Origin of the sequence: Cellulomonas sp. HZM, from assembly GCF_000708885.1 — a bacterium.
Lineage (GTDB): Bacteria > Actinomycetota > Actinomycetes > Actinomycetales > Cellulomonadaceae > Cellulomonas.
On sequence record NZ_JEOE01000010.1, the window covers coordinates 25,788 to 48,759 of the forward strand.

The following is a 22,972-nucleotide window of genomic DNA, read 5'->3' on the forward strand; positions in this document are numbered from 1 at the left end:
CGGAGATCGCCCCGTGCGCGCAGCTCAGTCCAGCTCAACCCAGGTCAGCGCAGATCAACCCAGGTCAGCGCGGGAAACCCGCCCCGCCGCCGAGGTCCAGCTCCGCCTTGGCGAGCTCCTCGACGTTGACGTCCTTGAACGTCACGACCCGCACCGACTTCACGAAGCGCGCCGAGCGGTAGACGTCCCAGACCCACGCATCGGCGAGCGCGAGCTCGAAGTACACCTCGCCCGCCGCCGAACGCACCTGCAGGTCCACCTGGTTCGCCAGGTAGAACCTCCGCTCGGTCTCGACGACGTACGAGAAGAGCCCGACCACGTCGCGGTACTCGCGGTACAGCGCGAGCTCCATGTCGGTCTCGTAGTTCTCCAGGTCCTCCGCGCTCACGCGCCCATCATCTCCTACGCCTCGCCAGGAACGCGCACGTCGACGTCGCCCACGCCGGTGACACCCGGCAGGCGCCACGAGCGGCGGTGCAGCACGCACGGGCCGTGCTCGGCCAGCGCGGCCAGGTGGTCGGGCGACGAGTAGCCCTTGTTCTCGTCCCAGCGGTACAGGGGGTGCTCGGTAGCGAGCTGCGCCATGAGCGCGTCGCGCTCGCACTTGGCCAGCACGCTCGCCGCTGCGACGGTCGCGCACGTGCGGTCCGCCTTGACGCGCACGTGCACGCGCGGGGTCCCGAACGCCGGCACGGGAGGCTCGTCGTCGAACAGGTCTCCCTGCGCGGGCGGGGTCAGCCAGTCGTGCGACCCGTCGAGCAGCACCGTGTCGACCGGCCCGACGACCTGCGCGACCACGGTGAGCGCACGCGTGCCGGCGAGCCGCAGCGCCGCGATGATGCCGATCGCGTCGATCTCGGCCGCGCTCGCGTGCCCGACCGCTCGCGCGACGCCCCACCTGCCGAGCGCAGGAAGCAGCGCGGTGCGGGCGAGCGGCGTGAGGAGCTTGGAGTCCGCGACCCCCTTGGGCGCGGACCGCGTGGACGCGTCGACGACGACGACTCCGACGCTCACGGGCCCCGCGAGGGACCCGCGCCCGACCTCGTCCATGCCGGCGACGAGCACGGCACCCTCGCGCAGGAGCCCGCGCTCGTGCCGCAGGTGCGGCCCGGGCCTCGTCGGACGCCGCACGCCGCGGGCGTCACCGACGCGAGCGGGGACGGACGGGGCCTCGAGCGTGCTCACGACGCGTCGGGGACCTGCGCGAACGTCGCGCCCGGGTTGCGCAGCACGGTCCAGTGGTCGGCGGGCCACACGATGACGAACGCGACGCCGACCACGTTCTTGACCGGCACGGAGCCGCCGCCGGGCTCGCCCTGGTGCCAGCGTGAGTCGGCGGAGTGCTGCCGGTTGTCCCCCATGACCCACAGGCTGTCCGCGGGCACCGTGATGTCGAACGCCGACTCGCTCGGCTCGGAGCCCGGCTTGAGGTACGGCTCGTCGAGCGCGACGCCGTTCACGGTCACGGGCTTGCCCGGGCCGGCGCACGCCACGTGGTCGCCGGGGAGGCCGATGACGCGCTTGACGAGGTGCTCGCCCGCGTCGTTCGGGTAGAGACCGACCCACGTCAGGAGGTCGTGCAGCACGGTCCCCGCCGCGGACGTCGGCTCCTCCGGCTCGTCGCTGAGCCAGTGGTTCGGGTCCTTGAACACCACGATGTCGCCGCGGTGCAGGTCGAACGGACCGGGAGCCAGCTTGTTGACCAGGATGCGGTCGTTCTTGATGAGCGTGTCGTTCATCGAGCCGCTCGGGATGAAGAACGCCTGCACCAGGAAGGTCTTCACGACGAGCGACAGCACGAGCGCGCTGACGAGGATGATCACCGTCTCGCGCAGGAACGACAGAGCGCCGCTGCGCGCGGGGCGGCCGCGCTGCGGGTCGGCGGCGTGGCGAGGTGCGTGCCCGGCGCCTCGGTCGCCCGTCACGTCCTTGGCCACCAGGTCGTGCTGGTCGAGCTCGTCGGCATCCGTCACCCGGACACTCTCGCACGAGCCGGGCGCGGACGTGCGCACGGCCGTCGTGCGAGACACGGGTTCACAGGTTCGGTCCTCGACACCGCCGGGGACGCCGAGAGGGGCGGCCACCGCACGGGTGACCGCCCCTCTCGTCGTGCCGAGTGCCTCAGGCCTGCTTGGCCGGCACCGCGTCGCGCTTCTCCTTGATCTTCGCCTTCTTGCCGCGAAGACCGCGCAGGTAGTAGAGCTTGGCGCGGCGCACGTCACCGCGGGTCACGACCTCGATCGACTCCAGCGACGGGGAGTGCACGGGGAACGTGCGCTCGACACCCACCTGGAAGCTGATCTTGCGGACGGTGAACGTCTCGCGGACGCCGCTGCCCTGGCGGGCGATGACGACGCCCTGGAACGCCTGGACGCGCGAGCGGTTGCCCTCGACGACCTTGACGTTGACCTTCAGGGTGTCGCCCGGGCGGAAGTCCGGGACGTCGCTGCGCAGCGACGCTGCGTCGATGTGGTCCAGCGTGTGCATGTTGGTTCGCTTCCCCGCCCTGCCACAGGTCAGTGACGCGCTCGAGGGCGTGCTGCGCACGTGCGCCGCCGTCCCGATGGTCTGGTTGCTGAGGTGCGTCCGGGCGGACCCGGTCGGTCGTGATCCGTCTCCCCTGTGGCAGAGACGCGACCTGCGCGCACCAGCGGACAAGTCTGCCACAGCGGCGTGGCGAGCCGGTAATCGCGCGTGCGTCACCGGGCGACGAGCGCACCGTCCACGACGACCCAGCCGAGCTCTTCGAGCACCGCGAGGTCGGTGCGGTCGAGAGCGTCCGGGTCGAGTGCCGCGATCATGTCCGGGCGGCGCAGCACGGTCCGGCGCAAGGCCTCGTCGCGCCGCCAGCGCTCGACGCGCCCGTGGTGGCCGGACAGCAGCACGTCGGGGACGTCGTGCCCGCGCCACGACGGCGGCTTGGTGTAGACGGGGTACTCGAGCAGCCCCGCCTCGCCGTGCGACTCCTCGACGAGTGAGTGCGGGTTCCCGACGACACCGGGCAGCAGCCGCGCGACCGCCTCGACGAGCACGAGCGCTGCGACCTCGCCCCCGTTGAGCACGTAGTCGCCGAGCGAGAACTCGCTCACGCGCACGCGCTCGTCGGCGCCGTAGTGCTCGGCGACACGCGCGTCGATGCCCTCGTACCGGCCGCACGCGACGACGAGGTGCTGCTCCGCAGCGAGCGCCTCCGCGGTGCGCTGGGTCAACGGTTCGCCTGACGGCGTGGGGACGAGCAGCCGGGCCGGGCGCTCGCGCTCGTCGGCGCCGAGCACGTCGTCGATCGCGGCACCCCACACGTCGGGACGCATGACCATGCCGGCACCGCCGCCGAACGGGGTGTCGTCGACCGTGCGGTGGCGGTCCGTGGTCCAGTCGCGCAGGTCGTGCACGCGCAGGTCGAGGATGCCCGCCGTGCGGGCCTTGCCGACGAGCGAGAGGTCCAGCGGCGCGAGGTACGCCGGGAAGATCGACAGGACGTCGATGCGCATCGTCACGCCTCGTCGTCGCCGTCGTGATCGCCGTCGTGGTCGCCGTCGTGGTCCTCGGCACGGTCCGACGAGCCGCCCGTCTCGGGCGAGACCACGAGGTTCGCCGCGTCGGACGCGAGCAGGCCGCCCGGCGGGTCCAGCACCACGCGGCCGCCCGCGACGTCCACGACCGGCACGATCGCTCTCACGAAGGGCACGAGCGAGCGCTGCCCGCCCGGCTCACGCACCACCAGCACGTCGTGCGCCGGCAGGTGCTGCAGCCCGACGACCTCGCCGAGCAGACGGCCGTCGACGTGCTCCGCCCGCAGGCCCGTGAGCTCGTGCGGGTACCACGCGTCCTCGTCGTCGCCCCCGGGGTCCGCGGCGGCGTCGACGAGGATCGACGTCCCGCGCAGCTCCTCGGCGCGCGTGCGGTCGTGCACCTCGCGGAACTGCACGTACCAGCGGCCCTGCGCCACGCGCGTCGCCGCGACCGTGAGCGGTCCGGCGGAGGCGGGCTCGGTCGTGAGGACCGTGCCGACGGCGAGCCGGTCGTCGGGCGCATCCGTGCGCAGGTCGAGCGCGACCTCCCCGCGCAGGCCGTGGGCACGGCCGACGACGGCGACGGTGAGCAGCATGCGTCCTCCCGGACGAGTGGGTGTCGGTTCGATGTCGGATCGGGACCAGGGCGGGTGCTCCGGCACGGCAGCACGAAGGCCCGACCCCAGGGTAGGGGCCGGGCCTCCGGACCGTTGTTGCTGCCTGCCGACGGCCGGGCCGGCGTCAGCGGCGGTCGACGTCCACGACGTCCACGCGCACCGAGCCGTCGACCGAGAGCGCACCGACGACGGTGCGCAGGGCCTTGGCGGTGCGACCGCTGCGGCCGATGACGCGACCGAGGTCGTCCGGGTGGACCCGGACCTCGAGCAGCTCGCCGCGACGCAGCGAGGAGGAGCTCACGCGCACGTCGTCCGGGTGGTCGACGATGCCGCGCACCAGGTGCTCGAGCGCGTCGGCGAGCATCAGGCCTGCTCGTCCTCGGCGGGGGCCTCGACCTCGGCCTCGGCGGCCTCGGCTGCGGGCTCCTCGGCGGCGGCCTTCTTCTCCGACGCCTTCGCCTTGACCTTCTCGGCGTCCGCGTGCGCGGCGTCGATCGCGGCCTTCGGGTCGACCTTCTCGCCCTTGACGCGCAGCGTTCCCTCGGCGCCCGGGAGGCCCTTGAACTTCTGCCAGTCGCCGGTGACCTTGAGGATGGCGAGCACCTGCTCGGTCGGCTGCGCGCCGACGCCGAGCCAGTACTGCGCACGGTCCGACTTGACCTCGATGAACGAGGGCTCCTCGGTGGGGTGGTACTTGCCGATCTCCTCGATCACGCGACCGTCGCGCTTGGTGCGCGAGTCGGCGACGACGATGCGGTAGTACGGAGCGCGGATCTTGCCCAGGCGCTTGAGGCGGATCTTGGTGGCCACGGTGTGGTCTTCTCCTGATGTCTGCTGGGGTGCCGTGCCGGTCCCGCCCGTGGGGTTGGGGGGCGCCGGTGAGGCGAAGGACGCGACCGAAGCAGGTAGAGGGGCTGCTGGGGTCGAGTACAGCGGACCATCATGCCAGACGACGAGCGTCGCTCCCAACCTGGTCGGGCGCCGTCGGGCGCCGGTCGGGCGCAGGTCGGGCGCAGGTCCGGTGCTGCTCCGCGCACCGCTGCAGCGGGCTCAGGCCACCCGCGCGCCCCGGAGCACCACGGCGCGGGGCGCGCGCAGGGTCTCGATGTCGGTGCGCGGGTCGTCGTCGTAGACGACCACGTCCGCGCTGGCGCCCTCCTCGATCGACGGCTCGCCGAGCCATGCGCGCGTGCGCCAGCTCGCGGCCGCCACGACGTCGCGCGCCGGGATGCCGGCGCGCACCATCTCGGCCGCCTCGTCGGCGATTCGCCCGTGCCCGATGGTGCCGCCCGCGTCGGTCCCCACGAGCACCCGGACGCCCGCGTCGTGCAGGTCCCGCACGTGCTCGTACCGGCGCTCCCCCATCGCCCGCATGCGCGACGCGAACCGCGCGAACCGCGAGCCCTGCTCGGCGATCGCCGCGAACTGGGCGACCTGCAGCAGCGTCGCCGTGACCGGGATGCCCGCAATCGCGATGCGCTCGACCTGCGCGGGCGTCGCGCCCGTGGCGTGCTCGAGGCAGTCGATCCCCGCGTCGAGCAGGTCGTCGACCGACTCGGTCGCGAACGTGTGGGCGGTGACGCGGGCGCCCTCGTCGTGCGCCGCCGTGACCGCCGCGCGCAGCACGTCCCGCGGCCACAGGGGCGTCAGGTCCGCGTCCGCACCGAGGTCGCGGTCGATCCAGTCCGCGACGAGCTTGACCCAGCCGTCGCCGCGCAGCGCCTCCTCGCGCACCGCGCGCGGCAGGTCCTGCGGCGACGCGAGCTCGCGGCCGTAGTGGCGCAGGTACCGCTTGGGCAGCGCGAGGTGATGGCCGGAACGGATCAGCCGCGGCAGGTCGGCGCGGCTGTGCACCCACGACGTGTCGGCGGGCGACCCGGCGTCGCGAACGAGGAGCACACCGGAGCCACGGTCGGCGAGCGCCTGCTGCTCGGCCGTCGCGCGGTCCACGGCACCGTCGGAGGCGAGCCCGATGTGGCAGTGCACGTCCACGAGCCCCGGCAGGACGACCCCGTCGATCGTCGTCGTCGGGACTGACGGCCGCGTGAACGTGAGCCGTCCGCCGACGACCCACACCTCGCCGACCTCGTGCCCGTCGCCCAGGACGACGGTTCCGCGCAGGTGCAGGTCCATGGTGCGCGCCGGTCAGCGGCCGCCGAGGAGCTTGTCGAAGTTCGGCGGGAGCTCGATCTGCGAGGGGTCGACCTCGGCGCGCTGGGCGTTGCCGAGGCCGAAGGCGGAGCCGGTGGGTGCGCTCGCGGCCGGGGCCGACGCCGCACGCTCCTGCTGAGCACGCAGCGCGGGGTTCCCCGAGCGGCCCTTGGCCTTGCGCGCGGGTGCCTGCGTGCGGCCGCGCGACTTCTTGCCGCCCATGCCCGGCAGGTTCCCCATGCCCGGCATCCCGCCGGGCATGCCGCCACCCTTGGCCATCTGCTTCATCATCTTCTGCGCGCCGTCGAACCGGTCGAGCAGCTGGTTGACGTCCGTCGGGGTCGTCCCCGAACCGGCGGCGATGCGGGCGCGGCGCGACCCGTTGATGATCTTGGGGTTGTTCCGCTCGGCGGGCGTCATCGAGCGGATGATCGCCTCGACGCGGTCCACCTCGCGCTCGTCGAAGTTGTCGAGCGCCTCGCGCATCTGCGCCATGCCGGGCAGCATGCCGAACATCTTCTTCAGCGAGCCCATCTTGCGCAGCTGCTGCATCTGCACCAGGAAGTCGTCGAGCGTGAACCCCTCGCCGCTGACGAGCTTGCCCGCCATCTTCTCGGCCTGCTCGGCGTCCCACGCCTTCTCGGCCTGCTCGATGAGAGAGAGGACGTCGCCCATGTCGAGGATGCGCGACGCCATGCGGTCCGGGTGGAAGACCTCGAAGTCCGTGAGCTTCTCGCCCGTGCTCGCGAACATGATCGGACGGCCGGTGACGGACGCGACCGACAGCGCGGCACCACCGCGCGCGTCGCCGTCGAGCTTCGACAGCACCACGCCCGTGAAACCGACCCCGTCGGCGAACGCCTGCGCGGTCGCGACCGCGTCCTGGCCGATCATCGCGTCGATGACGAACAGGATCTCGTCGGGCTGCACGGCGTCGCGGATGTCGGCGGCCTGCGCCATGAGCTCGGCGTCGACGCCGAGGCGACCGGCGGTGTCGACGATGAGCACGTCGTGCTGCTTGGCGATCGCGGTCTCGCGCCCCGCACGCGCCACCGCCACGGGGTCGGCTCCGGCGGGGAGCACGTCGTCGTGGCCCTGGTTGCCCGGGTGCGGCGCGAACACCGGCACGCCCGCGCGCTGGCCCACCACCTCGAGCTGAGTGACCGCGTTGGGGCGCTGCAGGTCCGCGGCGACGAGCAGCGGCGTGTGCCCCTCGGCCTTGAGGTGCAGCGCGAGCTTGCCCGCAAGCGTCGTCTTGCCCGCACCCTGCAGACCAGCGAGCAGGATCACCGTGGGCGGGTTCTTGGCGAACGTCAGCTGACGCGTCTGCCCGCCGAGGATGGAGACGAGCTCCTCGTTGACGATCTTGACGACCTGCTGCGCCGGGTTGAGCGCCTGCGACACCTCGGCCGAGAGCGCGCGCTCGCGCACCGCTCCCGTGAACGAACGGACCACGGGGACGGCGACGTCGGCGTCGAGCAGGGCGCGGCGGATCTCGCGCACGGTGGCGTCGATGTCCGTCTCGGACAGCCGCCCCTTGGTGCGCAGGTTCTTGAACGTCGCTGTGAGGCGGTCGGACAGGCTGGCGAACACGTCGTCCTCGCGGTTCGAGGGGTCAGGGACGGTCCAGGGTACCCGCCAGGACCTGCCGGGCCCGCCCGACGAGGTCGTCGACGAGCGCGCCGCGCCACGCGCTCCACGCGGCCGGACCGGCGGCGACCGCGTCGGCCTCGGTGAGCACGCGCAGCGCGAGCAGCAGGTCCTCGCGGTGGTCGACGGCGTCGAGCAGCCGCGCGACCGTCGACGGGTCGTCGGGATCGGCCGTCGTCGCCAGGTCCGCGAGCGTGAGGTGCTCGCGCACGAGGCGGCTGACGTCGCGAACGACGTCGTCCCCGAAACCCATCCGGGCGACGATGGGCCCCGCGAGGCGTGCGCCCTCCACGCTGTGGTCCCCCGCGCCCGCGCGCTTGCCGATGTCGTGCAGGATCGCCGCGAGCAGCAGCGTGTCGCCGCCGTCGCCCAGCTTGTGCTGCGACGCGTTGGCGGCCGTCTCGACGAGGTGCCGGTCGACCGTGTGCCGGTGCACGGGCGAACGCTGTGGCCTGTTCCGCACGGCGGCCCACTCGGGGATCCAGGTGGTCACGACGCCCGCGAGGTCGAGCGCCTCCCAGATGGGTGTCTGCGCGTGCCCGGACCCGAGCAGCTGCAGCAGGTAGGTGCGCGCCTGGCGCGGCCACGGCTCGGGCAGCGGCGGCGTGGCCGTGAGGTTCGCGACCGAGATCGGTGACAGCGTCAGCCCGGTGCGGGCCGCCGTCGCCGCGGCGCGCAGCGCGAGCAGCGGGTCGTGCGCGGGCTGCGCGTCGACCGCGAGGACGATCTCGCCGTCGTGCTCGACGAGCCCCTCGGCTATCGCCCGTAGCCGGGGCGGGGTGCGCCGGCCGCGGACGAACACCGGGCCGCGGGCCGGCCGCTGCAGCGCCTGGCGGGCGTTGCGCACGGTCGTGTCGAGCGCGTAGGAGATGACGCGCCCGGACTCCGCGATGCTCGCGAGCAGGTCGTCGCGGTCGTCGAAGCCGACGAGCGCCGCGACCTCGTCCTGGTCAGCGAGCAGCAGGCGGTTGGTGTGCCGGCGCGTCGTCACCTGCACCGCGTCACGCACGTCGAGGAGGTGCGCGTAGGCGCGGTCCACCGCACCGTGCGGCCGGTCGGTGAGCCACGACGCCGACAGGGCGCTGAGCACCACCGCGTCGCGGATGCCGCCGCGGGCCTCCTTGAGCTCGGGCTCGATGAGGTACGCGAGCTCGCCGTGCCGCTCGGCCCGCTCGCGCGTCGAGGCCAGCAGCTCGGGCAGCCTTCGTCGGGCCGCCGCCCGCCAGTCCTCGAGCAGCGCCGAGCGGCCGCGTGCGACGACGACCGCGTCCCCCGCGACCGGCTGCAGGTCGAGCAGCCCGACGGCCGCGGGCAGGTCCTTCGACGCCACCTGCCGGCACTGCGCGAGCGAGCGCACCGAGTGGTCGAGGTCCAGTCCCGCGTCCCAGATCGGGTACCAGAGCCGCTGCGCGAGCGCCGACAGCTCGTCGGCCGAGTGCCCGCGGCCCTCGTGCACCAGCAGCAGGTCGAGGTCGGACACCGGGCTCGCGTCACCGCGACCCACGCTCCCCACGGCGCCGAGCGCGACGCCCGTGACGTCCTGCCCCGCCGTCGCGTCCTCCCACAGCTCGGCGAGCCTGCGCACCACGAGCTGTGCGACGGCCGCGCGACGCGCGGTCCCGTCCGTGCCCGGCCCGATGAGCCCTGCGGCGAGGTCGAGCCGTTCGGCACGCAGGTCCCGCACCCCACGAGCGGGGTGCGGGACCTGCGGCTGCTCGTCCCCGGCCGCGCCCCCCACGGGCGACCGGTCGTCCGTCATCTGCTCATCAGCTCACAGCGCGTCGTCGCCGTGCTCACCGGTGCGGACGCGGACCACGTCCTCGACCGGCACGACCCAGACCTTGCCGTCGCCGATCTTGCCGGTCTGCGCCGCCTTGACGACGACCTCGACCACGGTGGCCGCGTCCTCGTCACCGACGAGCACGTCGATCTTGACCTTCGGCACCAGGTCCACCGTGTACTCCGCGCCGCGGTAGACCTCGGTGTGCCCCTTCTGCCGGCCGTAGCCGCTGGACTCGCTGACCGTCAGGCCGCGGACGCCCGCCGCCTCGAGGGCCGACTTCACGTCGTCCAGCCGGTGCGGCTGGATGACCGCCGTCACGAGCTTCGTCATCACTTCACCTCCGTCACGACACGGGAACCAGCGCCCAGCGTCTCGTATGCGGTCTCGCTGTGCAGCGCGAGGTCGACGCCGCCGACCTCGGCCTCCTCGGTGACGCGCCAACCCATGAAGGCCTTGAGCGCGAGCCCGACGACCGCCGTGATGATCCCCGAGAACACCACCGCGAAGAGCGCCACGAGGAACTGGACGACAAGCTGCTTGACCCCGCCGCCGTAGAACAGGCCGGTCCCCGTCGAGAACAGACCGATCAGGACGGTTCCCACGAACCCGCCGACGAGGTGCACGCCCACGACGTCGAGCGAGTCGTCGTACCCGAGCTTGTACTTCAGGCCCACCGCCAGCGCGCAGAGCACGCCCGCGATCGCGCCCAGGAAGATCGAGCCGACCGGGCTGAGCGCGCCCGCAGCGGGGGTGATCGCGACAAGGCCCGCGACGACACCCGAGGCCGCACCGAGCGAGGTCGGGTGCCCGTCACGGATCTTCTCGGTCACGAGCCAGCCGAGCATCGCCGCGCACGTCGCCACCGTCGTGTTGACCCATGCGAGACCGGCGAGCTCGTTCGACGCACCGGCCGAACCGGCGTTGAAGCCGAACCAGCCGAACCACAGGAGCGCGGCACCGAGCATGACGAACGGCAGGTTGTGGGGTCGCATCGGCTCCTTTCCGAAGCCCTTGCGCTTGCCGATGATCAGCGCGAGGACGAGGCCTGCCACGCCGGCGTTGATGTGGACGACGGTTCCGCCCGCGAAGTCGATCGGGGCTACCGTGGCCGCCCCGTCGGTGGTCCCGAACAGCTTGGCCGCGAGCCCGTCCTCGGACCCGGACAGGAACCCGCCGCCCCAGACCATGTGCGCGAGCGGGAAGTACGACAGGGTCACCCAGATGGCCGTGAAGACGAGCCAGGTGGAGAACTTGGTGCGATCCGCGATGGCGCCCGAGATGAGGGCGACCGTGATGATCGCGAACGTCGCCTGGAACCCGACGCCGACGAGAGCCGGGACGCCGGAGCCGGCCAGGATGCCGTCAGCGTCCTTGAGTCCCTCGAGGCCGAACCAGTCGAACGGGTTGCCGAAGATGCCGCCGACGTCGGAACCGAACGACATCGAGTAGCCCCACAGCACGTACACGATGCCGACGACGCCGAGCGCCCCGAAGCTCATCATCATCATGTTGAGCACGGACTTGCCGCGCACCATGCCGCCGTAGAAGAACGCCAGCGCGGGCGTCATCAGCAGCACGAGTGACGCGGACGCCAGCATCCACGCTGTGTTTCCGGTGTCCAGCGTGAAGTCCATAGAGATCGCCTCTCCCCTCGCCAGCCGGGCGGCCGGTCGCGGACAACGTTCGGGGAGAAGCGTTTCGCCGGGGCGCTGGCCCCGTTACTCGCGTGTGACAAGGAGGCGCTGCACGTAAACGTTTGGTTTCGGACCGGACGCTCGTCCGGTTCGCCCACCCCGCACCCGTCGCACTTCGCGCGCGCTCAGCCGCCCAACAGCCCGTCGACGAACTGCTCCGGGTCGAACGGCGCGAGGTCGTCGGGACCCTCGCCGAGCCCGACGAGCTTGACCGGCACGCCCAGCTCGCGCTGCACCGCGACGACGATCCCGCCCTTCGCGGTCCCGTCGAGCTTGGTGAGCACGATCCCCGTGACACCGGCGACCTCGCCGAACACGCGCGCCTGGTTCAGCCCGTTCTGACCGGTCGTCGCGTCGAGCACGAGCAGCACCTCGGACAGCGGGGCCTCGCGCGTGATGACGCGCGTGATCTTGCCGAGCTCGTCCATGAGGCCGGCCTTGTTCTGCAGGCGGCCCGCGGTGTCGACGACGACGACGTCGACGCCGGCCGTCTTGCCCGTGCGCACGGCGTCGAACGCGACCGCGGCGGGGTCGGCGCCGTCGCGGTCGGAGCGCACGGTCGGCACACCGACGCGCGAGCCCCACGTCTGCAGCTGGTCGGCCGCCGCGGCACGGAACGTGTCCGCGGCACCGAGCACCACGGAGCGGTCCTCCGCGACCAGCACGCGCGTGAGCTTGCCGATCGTCGTCGTCTTGCCCGTCCCGTTGACGCCGACGACCAGCACGACCGCAGGCGTGATCGAGCCGTCCTCGGCGACGGTCGGCGTCGTGGACAGCGAACGGTCGAGCGACGGGTCGACGAGCGCGACGAGCTGCTCGCGCAGCAGCGCCCGCACCTGCGCGGGGTCCTTCACGCCCTCGACCCGCACGCGCGTGCGCAGCGCGTCGATGAGCTCGGTCGTCGGACCGGCGCCGATGTCGGCGAGGAGCAGCGTCTCCTCGAGCTCGTCCCAGTCGTCCTCGGTCAGGTGGTCGCGGGACAGCACCGCGAGGAGGCGTGCGCCGAGCGGCGAGCCCGAGGCGGCGAGGCGACCCCGCAGACGTGCGAAGCGGCCCGCGACCGGCGCGGGGACGTCGAGCACCTCGGGTGCCTCGGCGGCGTCGGGCTCCGTGACCACGTCCACGTCGCCGGCCGTGTCGTCGGCCGCAGGCGGCGCCGTGCCCGGCGGGACGTCCAGGGTCGCCGTGGCCGTGGCCGGTCCGGACGCCTCGGCAGAACCCGACGAGGCGTCGTCAGCCGCCGAGGACGTGCCCGCCGACGCGCTGCCCGGCTGGTCGGCGTCCGTCCCCCCGTCGGACCGGCCGCGCCGCCGGAAGAAGACCGTGCCGAGCGCGATGACGAGGGCCACCGGGACACCGGCGGCGACGAGAGTGGTCCAGGCGTCGTGGTTCACGCGGACAGTCTGTCAGCAGGTCACGAGTCGGGCAGACCGGCCGGCGCGGCACGGAGCCGTCGACAAGACCACGGCCGTCAGGAGCGGTGCAGCCCCGGGATCGCGCGCGCCGCGCGCTCACGGGCACGGTGCAGGCCCTCGCTGAGCTCCTCGACGTGCAGGTACGCGTCGCCGTCGTCGGCCGTGCTGCGCAGCATGTCGACGAGCGAGACGTCCACCGGCTCGGCCTCGGCGGCCGCGACCGCAGCGGCGTCGGGATCCTTGCGGGCCGCCCAGCCGGCGCGGAACGCCTGCCACGGGCTCTCGTCGACGGCCCGCGGCGTCGACATGACGCTCGCGAGCAGCAGCACACCCGCCGCGACGAGCAGCGCGACCACGACCCCGACCAAGATGACCACGGCACCAGTCTGTGCGCCGCACCGGCTGGTCCGCCCGGCGCACGCGCACCCGGACCCGGAACGCCACACAATCTCCACACGACGGTCGCCCGTCGGTCGTCGGGCCGCCCGAGCCGTGCGCCGCGCGCTCAGACCGCGACGTCCTCGCGCATCCGCTGGCTGATGACAGTGGTCACGCCGTCGCCGCGCATCGTGACGCCGTAGAGCGCGTCGGCGATCTCCATCGTGCGCTTCTGGTGCGTCACGACGATGAGCTGGGAGTCCTCCTGCAGCTCGCGGAAGATCTCGAGCAGGCGGCCGAGGTTGGCGTCGTCGAGCGCGGCCTCGACCTCGTCCATCACGTAGAACGGCGACGGCCGCGCCTTGAAGATCGCGACCAGCAGCGCGACGGCCGTGAGCGAGCGCTCGCCGCCCGACAGCAGCGAGAGCCGCTTGACCTTCTTGCCCGCGGGCCGCGCCTCGACCTCGATGCCCGTCGTGAGCATGTCGTCCGGGTCGGTGAGCACGAGGCGCCCCTCGCCGCCGGGGAACAGGCGCGGGAAGACCGTGTCGAACGCCGCGGCGGTGTCGCGGTAGGCCTCCGCGAACACCTGCTCGACCCGCTCGTCGATCTCCTTGACGATCTCGAGCAGGTCGGCGCGCGACTTCTTGAGGTCGGCGAGCTGCTCGGTGAGGAACTTGTGCCGCTCCTCGAGCGCCGCGAACTCCTCGAGCGCGAGCGGGTTGACGCGGCCGAGGAGAGAGAGCGCGCGCTCGGCGGCGCGCAGCCGCTTCTCCTGCTGCTCGCGCACGTAGGGCACGTGCGTGGGCGCCTCGGGATCGGGCTCCGTGCCGGGCGCGACGACGACCGGCACGTCCTGGTGCGGGCCGAACTCGTCGACGAGCACCGCGGGGTCGAGCCCCAGCTCCTCGACCGAGCGGTCCTGCAGCGCCTCGATGCGCAACCGCTGCTGCGTGCGCGCGACCTCGTCACGGTGCGCGACGTCGGTCAGGCGGGACAGCTCGGCAGCCTTCTCGTCGACGCCGGCGCGCGTCGTCGCGATGAGCCGGTCGCGTTCGGCGCGCGCCGCCTCGGCGGCGTCCCGCTCGTCGGAGGCCCGACGCAGCGAGCGGTCGAGCGCGACGAGCGCGCGCTCCGCCCCGGCCTGCACCGCGCGTGCGACGGCCGCCTGGCGGGTCCGCGCCCGCTCGCGCTCGAGAGCCCGCTCGCGGGCGACGCGCTCGGCCTGCGCGGCACGCTCGAGCGACTCGGCCCGGCCGGCGAGCGCACGCGCACGCTCCTCCACCGTGCGCAGCGTCAGGCGCGCCTCGGTCTCGCGCTGGCGGGCTCCCGTGGCCGCCTCCGCCAGGCGGTCGCGGCGCAGCGCGCCCTCCGAGATCGACGCCTCGCTCTCGGCGGGCTCGACCTCGGCGGCGGCGAGCCGCTCGGTGAGCTCGGCGAGGTCCTCGGAGTCCTGCTCGAGCGTGCGCGAGGCGGCCTCGAGCGACGCCTCGACGCGCTCGGCCTCGGCACGCGCGGCGCGCGCGGTCGAGCCGAGGTGGCCCAGCTGCTCGGCGACCGCGGCGAGCGCGGCGTCCGACTCGTTGAGGCGCTCGAGCGTGGCCTCGTACGCGTCCTTGGCCTGGGCGAGACCCGTCGTCGCGGTCGCGAGCTCGAACCGCAGGCGCTCTCCTGCCGCCGTGGCCTGCGCGGCTCCCCCGCGCGCCTGGTCTAGCGCGGCCTGCAGGTGCAGCGCGCTCGGCGCGGTCGCGGAACCGCCCGACGCCCGGTGCCGGGACAGCACGTCACCCGTGCGGGTCGCGACGACGAGGTCGGGGTGCGCCGCGAGCACCGCACGAGCCTGCGCGAGGTCGTCGACCACGACGACGTCCGCGAGCAGCGCGTGCACGGCGGCCCGGACGTTCTCCGGGGCGCGCACCAGGTCGACGGCACGCTCGGCGCCCTCGACCCGCGGTGCGCTCTCCTGCGCCGGGCCGGCAGCGCCGCCGACGACGAGCGTCGCGCGGCCCGCGTCCTCGGTGCGCAGGTGCCGGATCGCGTCGACCGCGGCCTCGACGGAGTCGACCGCGACCGCGTCGGCCCATGCCCCGAGCGCTGCGACGACGGCCTCCTCGTCGCGCGCGTCGACGTCGAGCAGCGCGGCGAGCGAGCCGATCGTGCCGCCCAGGCCGTCGGCGGCGAGCAGCGCACCGGCACCGTCCTTGCGCGTCAGGCTGAGCTCGAGCGTCTCGGCGCGGGACTCGAGCGCCGCCCGCTCGCGATCGGCGGCCTGCAGCCGCTCGGTGAGGTCGGCGACGAGCGCCTCGGCCTGCTCGAGCGCGTCGGCGGCCGCCTCGTGCTCGGCGTCCAGGCCCTCCTCGCCCTGCTCGACGCCCGCGACCTGCGTCTCGAGCGCGGCGAACTGCGTCGTCGCCTCGCTCCCGCGTGCCTGCGCTGCCGCCAACGTCTCGCGCAGGCGCCCGATCTCGGCCTGCGTCGCCTCGACGCGGCTGCGCCGGGCAGCGACCTGGCCCGCAAGGCGCGCGACGCCCTCGCGCCGGTCCGCGGCACCACGCAGCGCGGTCGCGAGCTCCTTCTCCGCGGCCGCGGCGTCCTGCTCGGCGGTCGTGCGCGCGGTGACGGCCCCTTCGAGCCCGGCCCGTGCGACGTCCACCTCGGCTGCGAGCTCCGCCTCCGCGGTACGCACGCGCTCGGCCTGGGCGGCGAGGTCGTCGGGGTCCGCGCCGGTCGAGCGCTCGGGGCCGGCCGCCCCCAGCAGCCGCGCACGGTCGGCCGCGAGCGAGGACGTGCCTCGCAGGCGCTCGCGCAACGACGAGAGGCGGTACCAGACCTCGCTCGCCTCGCTGAGCTGTGGCGCCGCCTCGGCGGCCTCGCGCTCGAGCGTCGCGAGGTGCGCGCGAGCCTGCGCCAGCGCCGCCTCGACCGCGGTGCGCTGAGCGGTCAGCGCGGTCTCGTCGGCGATCTCCTGCTCGAGCGTCGACGTGAGCTGCGCGAGGTCGTCGGCCAGCAGCCGGGCGCGCGCGTCGCGCAGGTCCGACTGGACCACGGCCGCCTTGCGCGCGACCTCCGCCTGGCGTCCGAGCGGCCCCAGCTGGCGGCGGATCTCGGAGGTCAGGTCGTTCAGACGCGTGAGGTTGGCCTGCATCGCGTCGAGCTTGCGCAGCGCCTTCTCCTTGCGCTTGCGGTGCTTCAGGACGCCCGCGGCCTCCTCGATGAAGCCGCGGCGCTCCTCAGGCGTCGCGCGCAGCACGGCGTCGAGCTGCCCCTGCCCGACGATGACGTGCATCTCGCGGCCGAGGCCCGAGTCGGACAGCAGGTCCTGGATGTCGAGCAGCCGGCAGCCCTGGCCGTTGATGGCGTACTCGGACCCGCCGTTGCGGAACAGCGTGCGCGAGATCGTGACCTCGGTGTACTCGATCGGCAGCGCACCGTCGGTGTTGTCGATCGTGAGCGCGACCTCGGCACGGCCGAGCGGCGGGCGGCCGGACGTGCCGGCGAAGATGACGTCCTCCATCTTGCCGCCGCGCAGCGACTTGGCTCCCTGCTCGCCCATGACCCACGCGAGCGCGTCGACGACGTTGGACTTGCCCGAGCCGTTGGGCCCGACGACGCAGGTGACACCCGGCTCGAAGCTCAGCGTCGTCGCCGAGGCGAACGACTTGAACCCGCGCAGGGTGAGGGTCTTGAGGTGCACGGGGGCAGCCTAGGACCTAGTTCGTCACAGGCCGGGGAACCAGAGCCCGATCTCGCGGGCCGCCGACTCGGGCGAGTCCGAGCCGTGCACGAGGTTCTGGATGACCTTGAGTCCCCAGTCGCGTGCGAGGTCGCCGCGGATCGTGCCCGGTGCGGCCACCGTCGGGTCGGTCGCGCCCGCGAGCGAGCGGAAGCCCTCGATCGCGCGCTGGCCCTCGACGACGGCGGCGACGACGGGGCCCGAGCCCATGAACTCGATCAGCGGGGCGAGGAACGGCTTGCCCGCGTGCTCCTCGTAGTGCTCGGCGAGCCGCTCGTCGGACGCCTGGCGCAGCTCGAGCGCGACGAGCGTGTAGCCCTTGGCCTCGATCCGGCGCACGATCTCGCCGACGAGGCCGCGGCGCACGCCGTCGGGCTTGACCAGGACGAGGGTGCGCTGCGGTGCGGGTGCGTCGGTGCTCATGGCGAAGACCCTAACGGCCCGTGCACGGTCTCCGGGACGGCCGCCGTGCTCGCCGGGTCGCGGTCAGGGACCGACCTCGCCCGGGTGCGCGGCGTCGTACTCCGCACGCTCGCGGTCGATCCGTCCGCCGAGCCGCAGCGCGCTGACCCAGAGCCCCACGAACACGAGGGCGACGATCACGCCGATGTCCCGCGAGACCTTCGGCAGCAGGAGCGCGGCGGCCACGAGCCACCCCTGCGCGACCCACCCGGCGGCGTACCCGCCGGGGCGCGAGACCATGCCCGACAGGATGATCAGCACGAGCGCGAGCCCGCCCCCGATCCCCCACACCCAGCCGGGCGAGGCGACGCGCAGGCCGTACGCCACGAGCGTCGCGAACAGCACGCACAGCGCCTCCAGGACGAGGATCGTCTGGGTGAACTGGGGCTTCGCGGGGCGCTTGCGGCGCACGGCCGACGCGTCGTGGGTCACCGGTCCAGGCTACCGGCGGCGACGTCGTGGCCCGGATCGCGGGCGGCGTCGTCGGACGACCCTTCGACCCGGTGTCCGACCGGTCCGTGCTGCGTGGGCACGGTGTCGACGGTGACCGCGTCGAGCTCGACCTGGTCCGCGTCGACGTGTGCCGTCAGCTCGTCGACGACGACCGTGCCGTCGGCGCCCGTGCCGTCGGCGGCCAGTGCCTCACCGCGCGCCACCATGCCGGCGACGCCCGAGAGCTTGACCTCGCGCAGGAACAGCGCGAGGACGAAGCCGACGAGGATGAGCGGCACGAAGTACCAGAACGACGGCGCGAGGGTCCCGGCGAACGCGTCGATGACCCCGCTCTTGTAGGGCTCGGGCAGGTTCTGCACGATCTCGGGCGTGAGCGACCCGGTCACGTCACCGGAACCCGCGGGCGCGTCCTTGAAGACGTCCATGAGCTTCGTGGTGAGGGCCGTGGTGAAGATCGTGCTGAACACCGCGGTGCCGACCGCCGCGCCGATCTCGCGGAAGAAGTTGTTCGCGGAGGTGGCGGTGCCGATCTCGTGCGGGTCGACCGCGTTCTGCACGGCGAGCACGATGGTCTGCATCACGAGGCCCATGCCGGCGCCGAGCACGAAGATCATCGCGCCGAACAGCCACATCGACATGTCACCCGTGATCTGCGTGAGCCACGCGAGTCCGCCCGCGGTGACGAGCAGGCCGATCACCGGGAACATCTTGTAGCGACCGGTCTTGGTGATCGCGATGCCGGAACCGATCGCGGTGAGCATGACGCCGACCATCATCGGCAGCATGAGGAAGCCGGACTCGGTGACGCCGGCACCGGTCGACATCTGCAGGAACGTGGGCAGGAACGCGAGGGCCGCGAACATGCCCATGCCGAGGATGAAGCCGATGACGGTCGCGATCGTGAACGTCCGGTTCTTGAACAGGCGCAGCGGCAGCAGCGGCTCGCTCGCGCGCAGCTCGACCAGGATGAACAGCGCGATCGCCAGCACCGTGCCACCGACGAGCGCGAGCAGGCCGGTGTTGCCCCAGTCGTAGCCCTTGTTGCCGGTCCACGAGGTCCAGCTCGTCGCGAGCACGAGGCCCGAGGTGCCGACGACCATCAGGAAGATGCCGGCGACGTCGATCTTCTTGCCCGAGCGGTGCGACGGGAGCTTGAGCGTGAACCACGCGGTGGCGAACGCGGCGACGCCGATCGGGATGTTGATCCAGAAGCACCAGCGCCAGTCGGCGTGCTGCGTGAACAGGCCGCCCAGCAGCGGTCCGACGACGGCGGCGATGCCGAACAGCGCGCCCATCGGGCCCATGTACTTGCCGCGGTCCTTGGCGGGCACGATGTCCGCGATGATCGCCTGCGACAGGATCATCAGCCCGCCGCCGCCCAGGCCCTGCACGCCGCGCCAGAACACCAGCTCGCCGAACGACTGGGCGAAGCCCGCGCCCGCGGACGCGAGCGTGAACAGGCCGATCGCGACGAGGAACGGCCAGCGCCGCCCCCACAGGTCGCCGAACTTGCCGTAGAGGGGCATGACGATGGCGATCGCCAGGATGTAGGCGGTCACCACCCAGCCCTGGTGGGCGACGCCGTCGAGCTCGCCGACGATCGTGGGCATCGCGGTGCCGACGATCGACTGGTCGAGCGACGACAGGAACATGCTCGCCATGAGCGCACCGAAGATGAGCCAGACGGTGCGGGGGGTGAGCACGACGAGCGGCTTGTCGGCCGTCGTGCTCGGTGCTGCGGTAGCCATGCGGGGGTCCTCTGGTCTCGTGCGGGGGTACGGGCGGGGAATGTCGGTGGGGGGCTGCGCTGTCAGTCGACGACGACGGCGCGGAGCTCCGCGACGACGTGCGTGAGGTGCTCGTGAGCCGTCCCGGCACCGCCGGCGGCGTCCCAGCGCAGGAACGTCGCGTGGGTCAGGTGCATCGCCAGGACCGCGACCGTCTGCGGGTCGCGCTCCGGGTCGGGACCGAGCCGGCGCTCGACGAGGTCGACGAGCTGGCCCTTGTGCTGGTCCACCCACGTCATGTGCCGGGCGAGCAGCCGGGGTTCCTTCGAGGCCAGCTCGAGCACCGCGTGCATGCGCTCGCGCCCGAGCGGCGGCTCGAGCAGGACGCCCTCGAGCACCGCCGCGAGGTCGTCGAGCAGGTGACCCGTCGGGCCGCCGGCGACGAACTCGTCGACCGCGGGCCCCTGCATCGACCACGGGACGTGGCCGAGCACTGCGTCGTCCTTCGTCTCGAAGTAGTTGAAGAATGTCCGGGGCGAGACGCCCGCGGCCGCGCAGATCGCCTCGACCGTGACGGCCTCGAGGCCGTCACGCTCGACGAGCCGGTGCGTCGCGTCGATGAGCGCCAGCCTGCGGGCTCGCTTCTTGCGCTCGCGCAGCCCGAGGGGTTCGGGCGCGTCGACGGTCGTCTCGGTCACCCGAGAACATTACATCCACTGCAACTTTGCAGACGATGCATATTTGCGTGTCGTGCCTCACACCCCGCCGTCACCGACGGCGCCGCCGCACGACGCGTCAGAGCTCCCCGAACCCCCGCTCGACCTCGGCCACGAACGCCGCGACCGCGCGCTGCGCCTCCGGACCGCGCCCCTCGACGTGCAGCTCGGTCCCCTGCGTCGCACCCAGCTTCATGAGCGCGAGCACGCTCGCGGCGTTCACGCCGTTGACGGTGACCTTCGCGTCGTAGCCCGCGAGCATGCGCGACATCTGGGCCGCGGGGCGCGCGTGCAGGCCCATCGGGTTGAGCAGCGTCCGCGTCGCGCGCACCACGCCGTCGGCGTCGACGCCGTCGACGATCGCGCCCGCCGACGCCGCACCGTCCGGCGCGGCACCGCCGTCGCCACCGAAGCCCGCACCGTCGGAGCCTGCACCGCCCGAACCGGCACCGTCGTCGAGCGTGTACATGCCGCCCGCCGAGTGCGCGGCCGCGAGCACCGCCTCGAGGTCGGCCCCGCCGTGCGCGGTGACGGCCGCGGCCACGGCACCCTCGACGAACGGCGCGTCGGCGATGCGAGCCCGCGCCGCGACGTCGTCGTCGACTGCGTCCAGCACGGACTCCGCCGTCATCGCCGCGGAGCCGAGGTCGACGACCAGCACCACGCCACGACCGCCCTCGGCCGCGGTCGTGACGGCCTGCTCGACGCCGTCGAAGTCCGTGCCGAGCCGACCGTCGGCGGTGCCGCCGACCCCGATCATCAGGACGCCGGGAGCCATCTGCGCCGCGAGCTCGACCGCACCGGCGGCCAGGGCACGCGAGTGGGAGACGAGCACGAGCGCGACGCGGGCGGCGTCGCCCTGGCCGCCCGCGACGACCGGGCCGGTCGCGGCGCTCACGACGCCGCTGCCGCGGCCTGCTCGAGCAGCAGCTGCGTCGAGCGCGAACCCGGGTCGAGGTGGCCCTGCGAGCGCTCGCCCAGGTAGCTCGCGCGGCCCTTCGTCGCGACGAGCGGGACCGTCGACTCGGCACCCGAGGCCGCCGCCGTGGCCGCCGCCGCGAGCACCTGCGCGGGCGACGCCCCGCCGGACGCCGCGGCCGCGGCCGCCTCGGCGGCGGGGGTCCATGCGTCGACCATCGTCTTCTCCCCCACGCCGGCCTTGCCGCGCGCGACGATGCCCTCCAGCGCGGCCTCGATCATCGCGACGACGCCGGCGCTGTCGAGCTCGGCGACGCCCGTCGCCTTCGCGGCCCGCAGGTACGCGGTGCCGTAGAGCGGGCCGGCGGCGCCTCCGACGGTCGACATGAGCGTCGTCGCGACGAGCTTGAGGACGTCGCCGACCGTCGCCGGCGGCTCGTCGAGCGCGTCGAGCTTGACCACCACGGCGCGGAAGCCGCGGTCGAGGTTCTCGCCGTGGTCACCGTCCCCGATCTGCCGGTCCAGCTCGACGAGCTCGTCGCGGTGCTCCGCGACGACCTCGGCGCTGCGCCGCACCCAGTCCAGCGCCCACGCCACGTCCACGCTCATGCAAGGTTCCCTTCGCCACGCCGTCCGATGGTGCCCCGCTGCCAGCCCGTCCCGACCTGCTCCGCGCGCTCCCGGTCGTCACCACCGCAGCGCGGTGGTGTGCACGGGCGCGTCCCACAGCTCGGTGAGCTCGTCGTCCAGCCTCAGCACCGTCACCGAGCAGCCCTGCATCTCGAGCGACGTGACGTAGTTGCCGACGAGCGAACGGGTCACGTTCACGCCGCGCTCCTCGAGCAGCGCGCGGGCCCGACGATAGACGACGTACAGCTCGCTCGCAGGAGTGCCCCCCATGCCGTTGACGAACAGGAGCACGTCTTCGCCGCCGGAGAGCCCCAGGTCGTCGGCCACGGGCGTGAGCAGCATCTCCGTGATGTCGTCGGCGCTCGCGAGCGGGATGCGGCGACGGCCGGGCTCGCCGTGGATCCCGATCCCGATCTCGATCTCGTCCTCGGGCAGGTCGAAGCTGGGCTTGCCCGCGTGCGGGACGGTGCACGCCGTGAGGGCGACACCCATCGAGCGCACGTTGGCGTTGGTGCGCTCCGCCACCGCGACCACGGCGTCCAGGTCGTCGCCGCGCTCGGCCGCGGCCCCGGCGATCTTCTCGACGCACACGGTGCCTGCGACGCCGCGACGACCTGCGGTGTACAACGAGTCCTCGACCGCGACGTCGTCGTTCGTCACGACCGTGCGGACCGTGACCCCCTCGGCGTCCGCGAGCTCGGCGGCGGTCTCGAAGTTCAGCACGTCGCCCGTGTAGTTCTTGACGATCGCGAGCACGCCCTTGCCGCCGTCGGCGGCCTGGAGCGCGGGTGCGATCTGGTCGGGCGTCGGAGACGTGAAGACCGCGCCCGGGACGGCCGCGTCGAGCATGCCGGCGCCCACGAAGCCGGCGTGCAACGGCTCGTGCCCGCTGCCGCCGCCGGAGACGAGCCCCACCTTGCCCGGCACGGCCCCGCCCGCGCGCGTGACGAAGTCGGGGTCCAGGTGCACCTCGACGACGTCCGGGTGCGCGGCGCCGAACCCTTGCAGGGACTCGGTGACGACGGTGCGCGGGTCGTTGATCAGCTTCTTCACGTCGACCATCCCTCCGGCGGGCTCCGTCACCCGCCTACGGTGCGTCCTCGGTCCCCCAGCTCCTCCACCCAAACGCCCCG

23 protein-coding genes are annotated in these 22,972 nt (G+C 73.4%); all 23 read right to left on the reverse strand.

Features of this window, described 5'->3' with window-relative positions:
- Positions 1 to 64 precede the first annotated feature (64 nt).
- Positions 65 to 388 (reverse strand): DUF2469 domain-containing protein, encoded by a 324-nt coding sequence (locus AW16_RS0107580; RefSeq protein ID WP_029289351.1) that lies wholly within the window; start codon positions 386 to 388, stop codon positions 65 to 67.
- Between the two features lie 14 nt (positions 389 to 402).
- Positions 403 to 1,185: a ribonuclease HII gene (locus tag AW16_RS0107585; protein WP_081861521.1), complete on the reverse strand. Its 783-nt coding sequence runs from the start codon at positions 1,183 to 1,185 to the stop codon at positions 403 to 405.
- Entirely contained in the window at positions 1,182 to 1,973 is a 792-nt protein-coding gene (gene lepB / locus AW16_RS0107590) for a signal peptidase I (RefSeq protein ID WP_051681768.1), read from the reverse strand. Before lepB ends, AW16_RS0107585 begins: the two co-directional genes overlap by 4 nt.
- A 148-nt stretch (positions 1,974 to 2,121) precedes the next feature.
- Positions 2,122 to 2,487 (reverse strand): 50S ribosomal protein L19, encoded by a 366-nt coding sequence (rplS, locus tag AW16_RS0107595; protein ID WP_029289354.1) that lies wholly within the window; start codon positions 2,485 to 2,487, stop codon positions 2,122 to 2,124.
- A gap of 212 nt (positions 2,488 to 2,699) precedes the next feature.
- Complete coding sequence (gene trmD, locus AW16_RS0107600) at positions 2,700 to 3,491, reverse strand: tRNA (guanosine(37)-N1)-methyltransferase TrmD (protein ID WP_029289355.1); 792 nt, start codon at positions 3,489 to 3,491, stop codon at positions 2,700 to 2,702.
- A gap of 2 nt (positions 3,492 to 3,493) precedes the next feature.
- Positions 3,494 to 4,108, reverse strand: coding sequence for a ribosome maturation factor RimM (gene rimM / locus AW16_RS0107605; RefSeq protein WP_051681765.1), 615 nt, complete (start codon positions 4,106 to 4,108; stop codon positions 3,494 to 3,496).
- Between the two features lie 145 nt (positions 4,109 to 4,253).
- Positions 4,254 to 4,493 (reverse strand): RNA-binding protein, encoded by a 240-nt coding sequence (locus AW16_RS0107610; RefSeq protein ID WP_029289357.1) that lies wholly within the window; start codon positions 4,491 to 4,493, stop codon positions 4,254 to 4,256.
- Entirely contained in the window at positions 4,493 to 4,939 is a 447-nt protein-coding gene (gene rpsP / locus AW16_RS0107615) for a 30S ribosomal protein S16 (protein ID WP_029289358.1), read from the reverse strand. The genes AW16_RS0107610 and rpsP overlap by 1 nt, the downstream gene beginning before the upstream one ends.
- 240 nt (positions 4,940 to 5,179) lie before the next feature.
- The gene (locus tag AW16_RS0107620) at positions 5,180 to 6,262 is read right to left on the reverse strand and encodes an amidohydrolase family protein (protein WP_029289359.1); all 1,083 of its coding nucleotides are present in this window, start codon (positions 6,260 to 6,262) and stop codon (positions 5,180 to 5,182) included.
- 12 nt (positions 6,263 to 6,274) lie between these two features.
- Positions 6,275 to 7,873, reverse strand: a complete 1,599-nt coding sequence (gene ffh / locus AW16_RS0107625; RefSeq protein WP_029289360.1) for a signal recognition particle protein — start codon at positions 7,871 to 7,873, stop codon at positions 6,275 to 6,277.
- 22 nt (positions 7,874 to 7,895) lie between these two features.
- On the reverse strand, positions 7,896 to 9,689 hold the full coding sequence (locus AW16_RS0107630; RefSeq protein ID WP_029289361.1) for a [protein-PII] uridylyltransferase: 1,794 nt from the start codon (positions 9,687 to 9,689) through the stop codon (positions 7,896 to 7,898).
- A 12-nt stretch (positions 9,690 to 9,701) separates the two neighbouring features.
- Positions 9,702 to 10,043: a P-II family nitrogen regulator gene (locus tag AW16_RS0107635; RefSeq protein ID WP_029289363.1), complete on the reverse strand. Its 342-nt coding sequence runs from the start codon at positions 10,041 to 10,043 to the stop codon at positions 9,702 to 9,704.
- Positions 10,043 to 11,347, reverse strand: a complete 1,305-nt coding sequence (locus AW16_RS0107640; protein ID WP_029289365.1) for an ammonium transporter — start codon at positions 11,345 to 11,347, stop codon at positions 10,043 to 10,045. Before AW16_RS0107640 ends, AW16_RS0107635 begins: the two co-directional genes overlap by 1 nt.
- Before the next feature lie 185 nt (positions 11,348 to 11,532).
- Positions 11,533 to 12,801: a signal recognition particle-docking protein FtsY gene (gene ftsY, locus AW16_RS0107645; RefSeq protein ID WP_029289367.1), complete on the reverse strand. Its 1,269-nt coding sequence runs from the start codon at positions 12,799 to 12,801 to the stop codon at positions 11,533 to 11,535.
- A 77-nt stretch (positions 12,802 to 12,878) separates the two neighbouring features.
- Positions 12,879 to 13,199: a hypothetical protein gene (locus tag AW16_RS0107650; protein ID WP_029289368.1), complete on the reverse strand. Its 321-nt coding sequence runs from the start codon at positions 13,197 to 13,199 to the stop codon at positions 12,879 to 12,881.
- 128 nt (positions 13,200 to 13,327) lie between these two features.
- Entirely contained in the window at positions 13,328 to 16,894 is a 3,567-nt protein-coding gene (gene smc / locus AW16_RS0107655) for a chromosome segregation protein SMC (RefSeq protein ID WP_029289370.1), read from the reverse strand.
- A gap of 24 nt (positions 16,895 to 16,918) precedes the next feature.
- A complete protein-coding gene (gene ndk / locus AW16_RS0107660) occupies positions 16,919 to 17,356 on the reverse strand; it encodes a nucleoside-diphosphate kinase (RefSeq protein WP_029289372.1) in 438 nt (145 codons plus the stop codon).
- A gap of 63 nt (positions 17,357 to 17,419) precedes the next feature.
- Positions 17,420 to 17,827 (reverse strand): DUF4233 domain-containing protein, encoded by a 408-nt coding sequence (locus AW16_RS0107665; RefSeq protein ID WP_029289374.1) that lies wholly within the window; start codon positions 17,825 to 17,827, stop codon positions 17,420 to 17,422.
- Complete coding sequence (locus tag AW16_RS0107670) at positions 17,824 to 19,596, reverse strand: MDR family MFS transporter (RefSeq protein WP_081861523.1); 1,773 nt, start codon at positions 19,594 to 19,596, stop codon at positions 17,824 to 17,826. Before AW16_RS0107670 ends, AW16_RS0107665 begins: the two co-directional genes overlap by 4 nt.
- A gap of 62 nt (positions 19,597 to 19,658) precedes the next feature.
- Positions 19,659 to 20,273 carry a TetR/AcrR family transcriptional regulator gene (locus AW16_RS0107675; protein WP_029289377.1) on the reverse strand — a complete coding sequence of 205 codons (615 nt, stop codon included), beginning with the start codon at positions 20,271 to 20,273 and terminating at the stop codon, positions 19,659 to 19,661.
- A gap of 97 nt (positions 20,274 to 20,370) precedes the next feature.
- Entirely contained in the window at positions 20,371 to 21,189 is an 819-nt protein-coding gene (gene dhaM / locus AW16_RS0107680; protein WP_051681766.1) for a dihydroxyacetone kinase phosphoryl donor subunit DhaM, read from the reverse strand.
- A complete protein-coding gene (dhaL, locus tag AW16_RS0107685; RefSeq protein ID WP_029289381.1) occupies positions 21,186 to 21,818 on the reverse strand; it encodes a dihydroxyacetone kinase subunit DhaL in 633 nt (210 codons plus the stop codon). Before dhaL ends, dhaM begins: the two co-directional genes overlap by 4 nt.
- A 78-nt stretch (positions 21,819 to 21,896) precedes the next feature.
- Complete coding sequence (dhaK, locus tag AW16_RS0107690; RefSeq protein ID WP_029289383.1) at positions 21,897 to 22,892, reverse strand: dihydroxyacetone kinase subunit DhaK; 996 nt, start codon at positions 22,890 to 22,892, stop codon at positions 21,897 to 21,899.
- Positions 22,893 to 22,972: the final 80 nt, after the last annotated feature.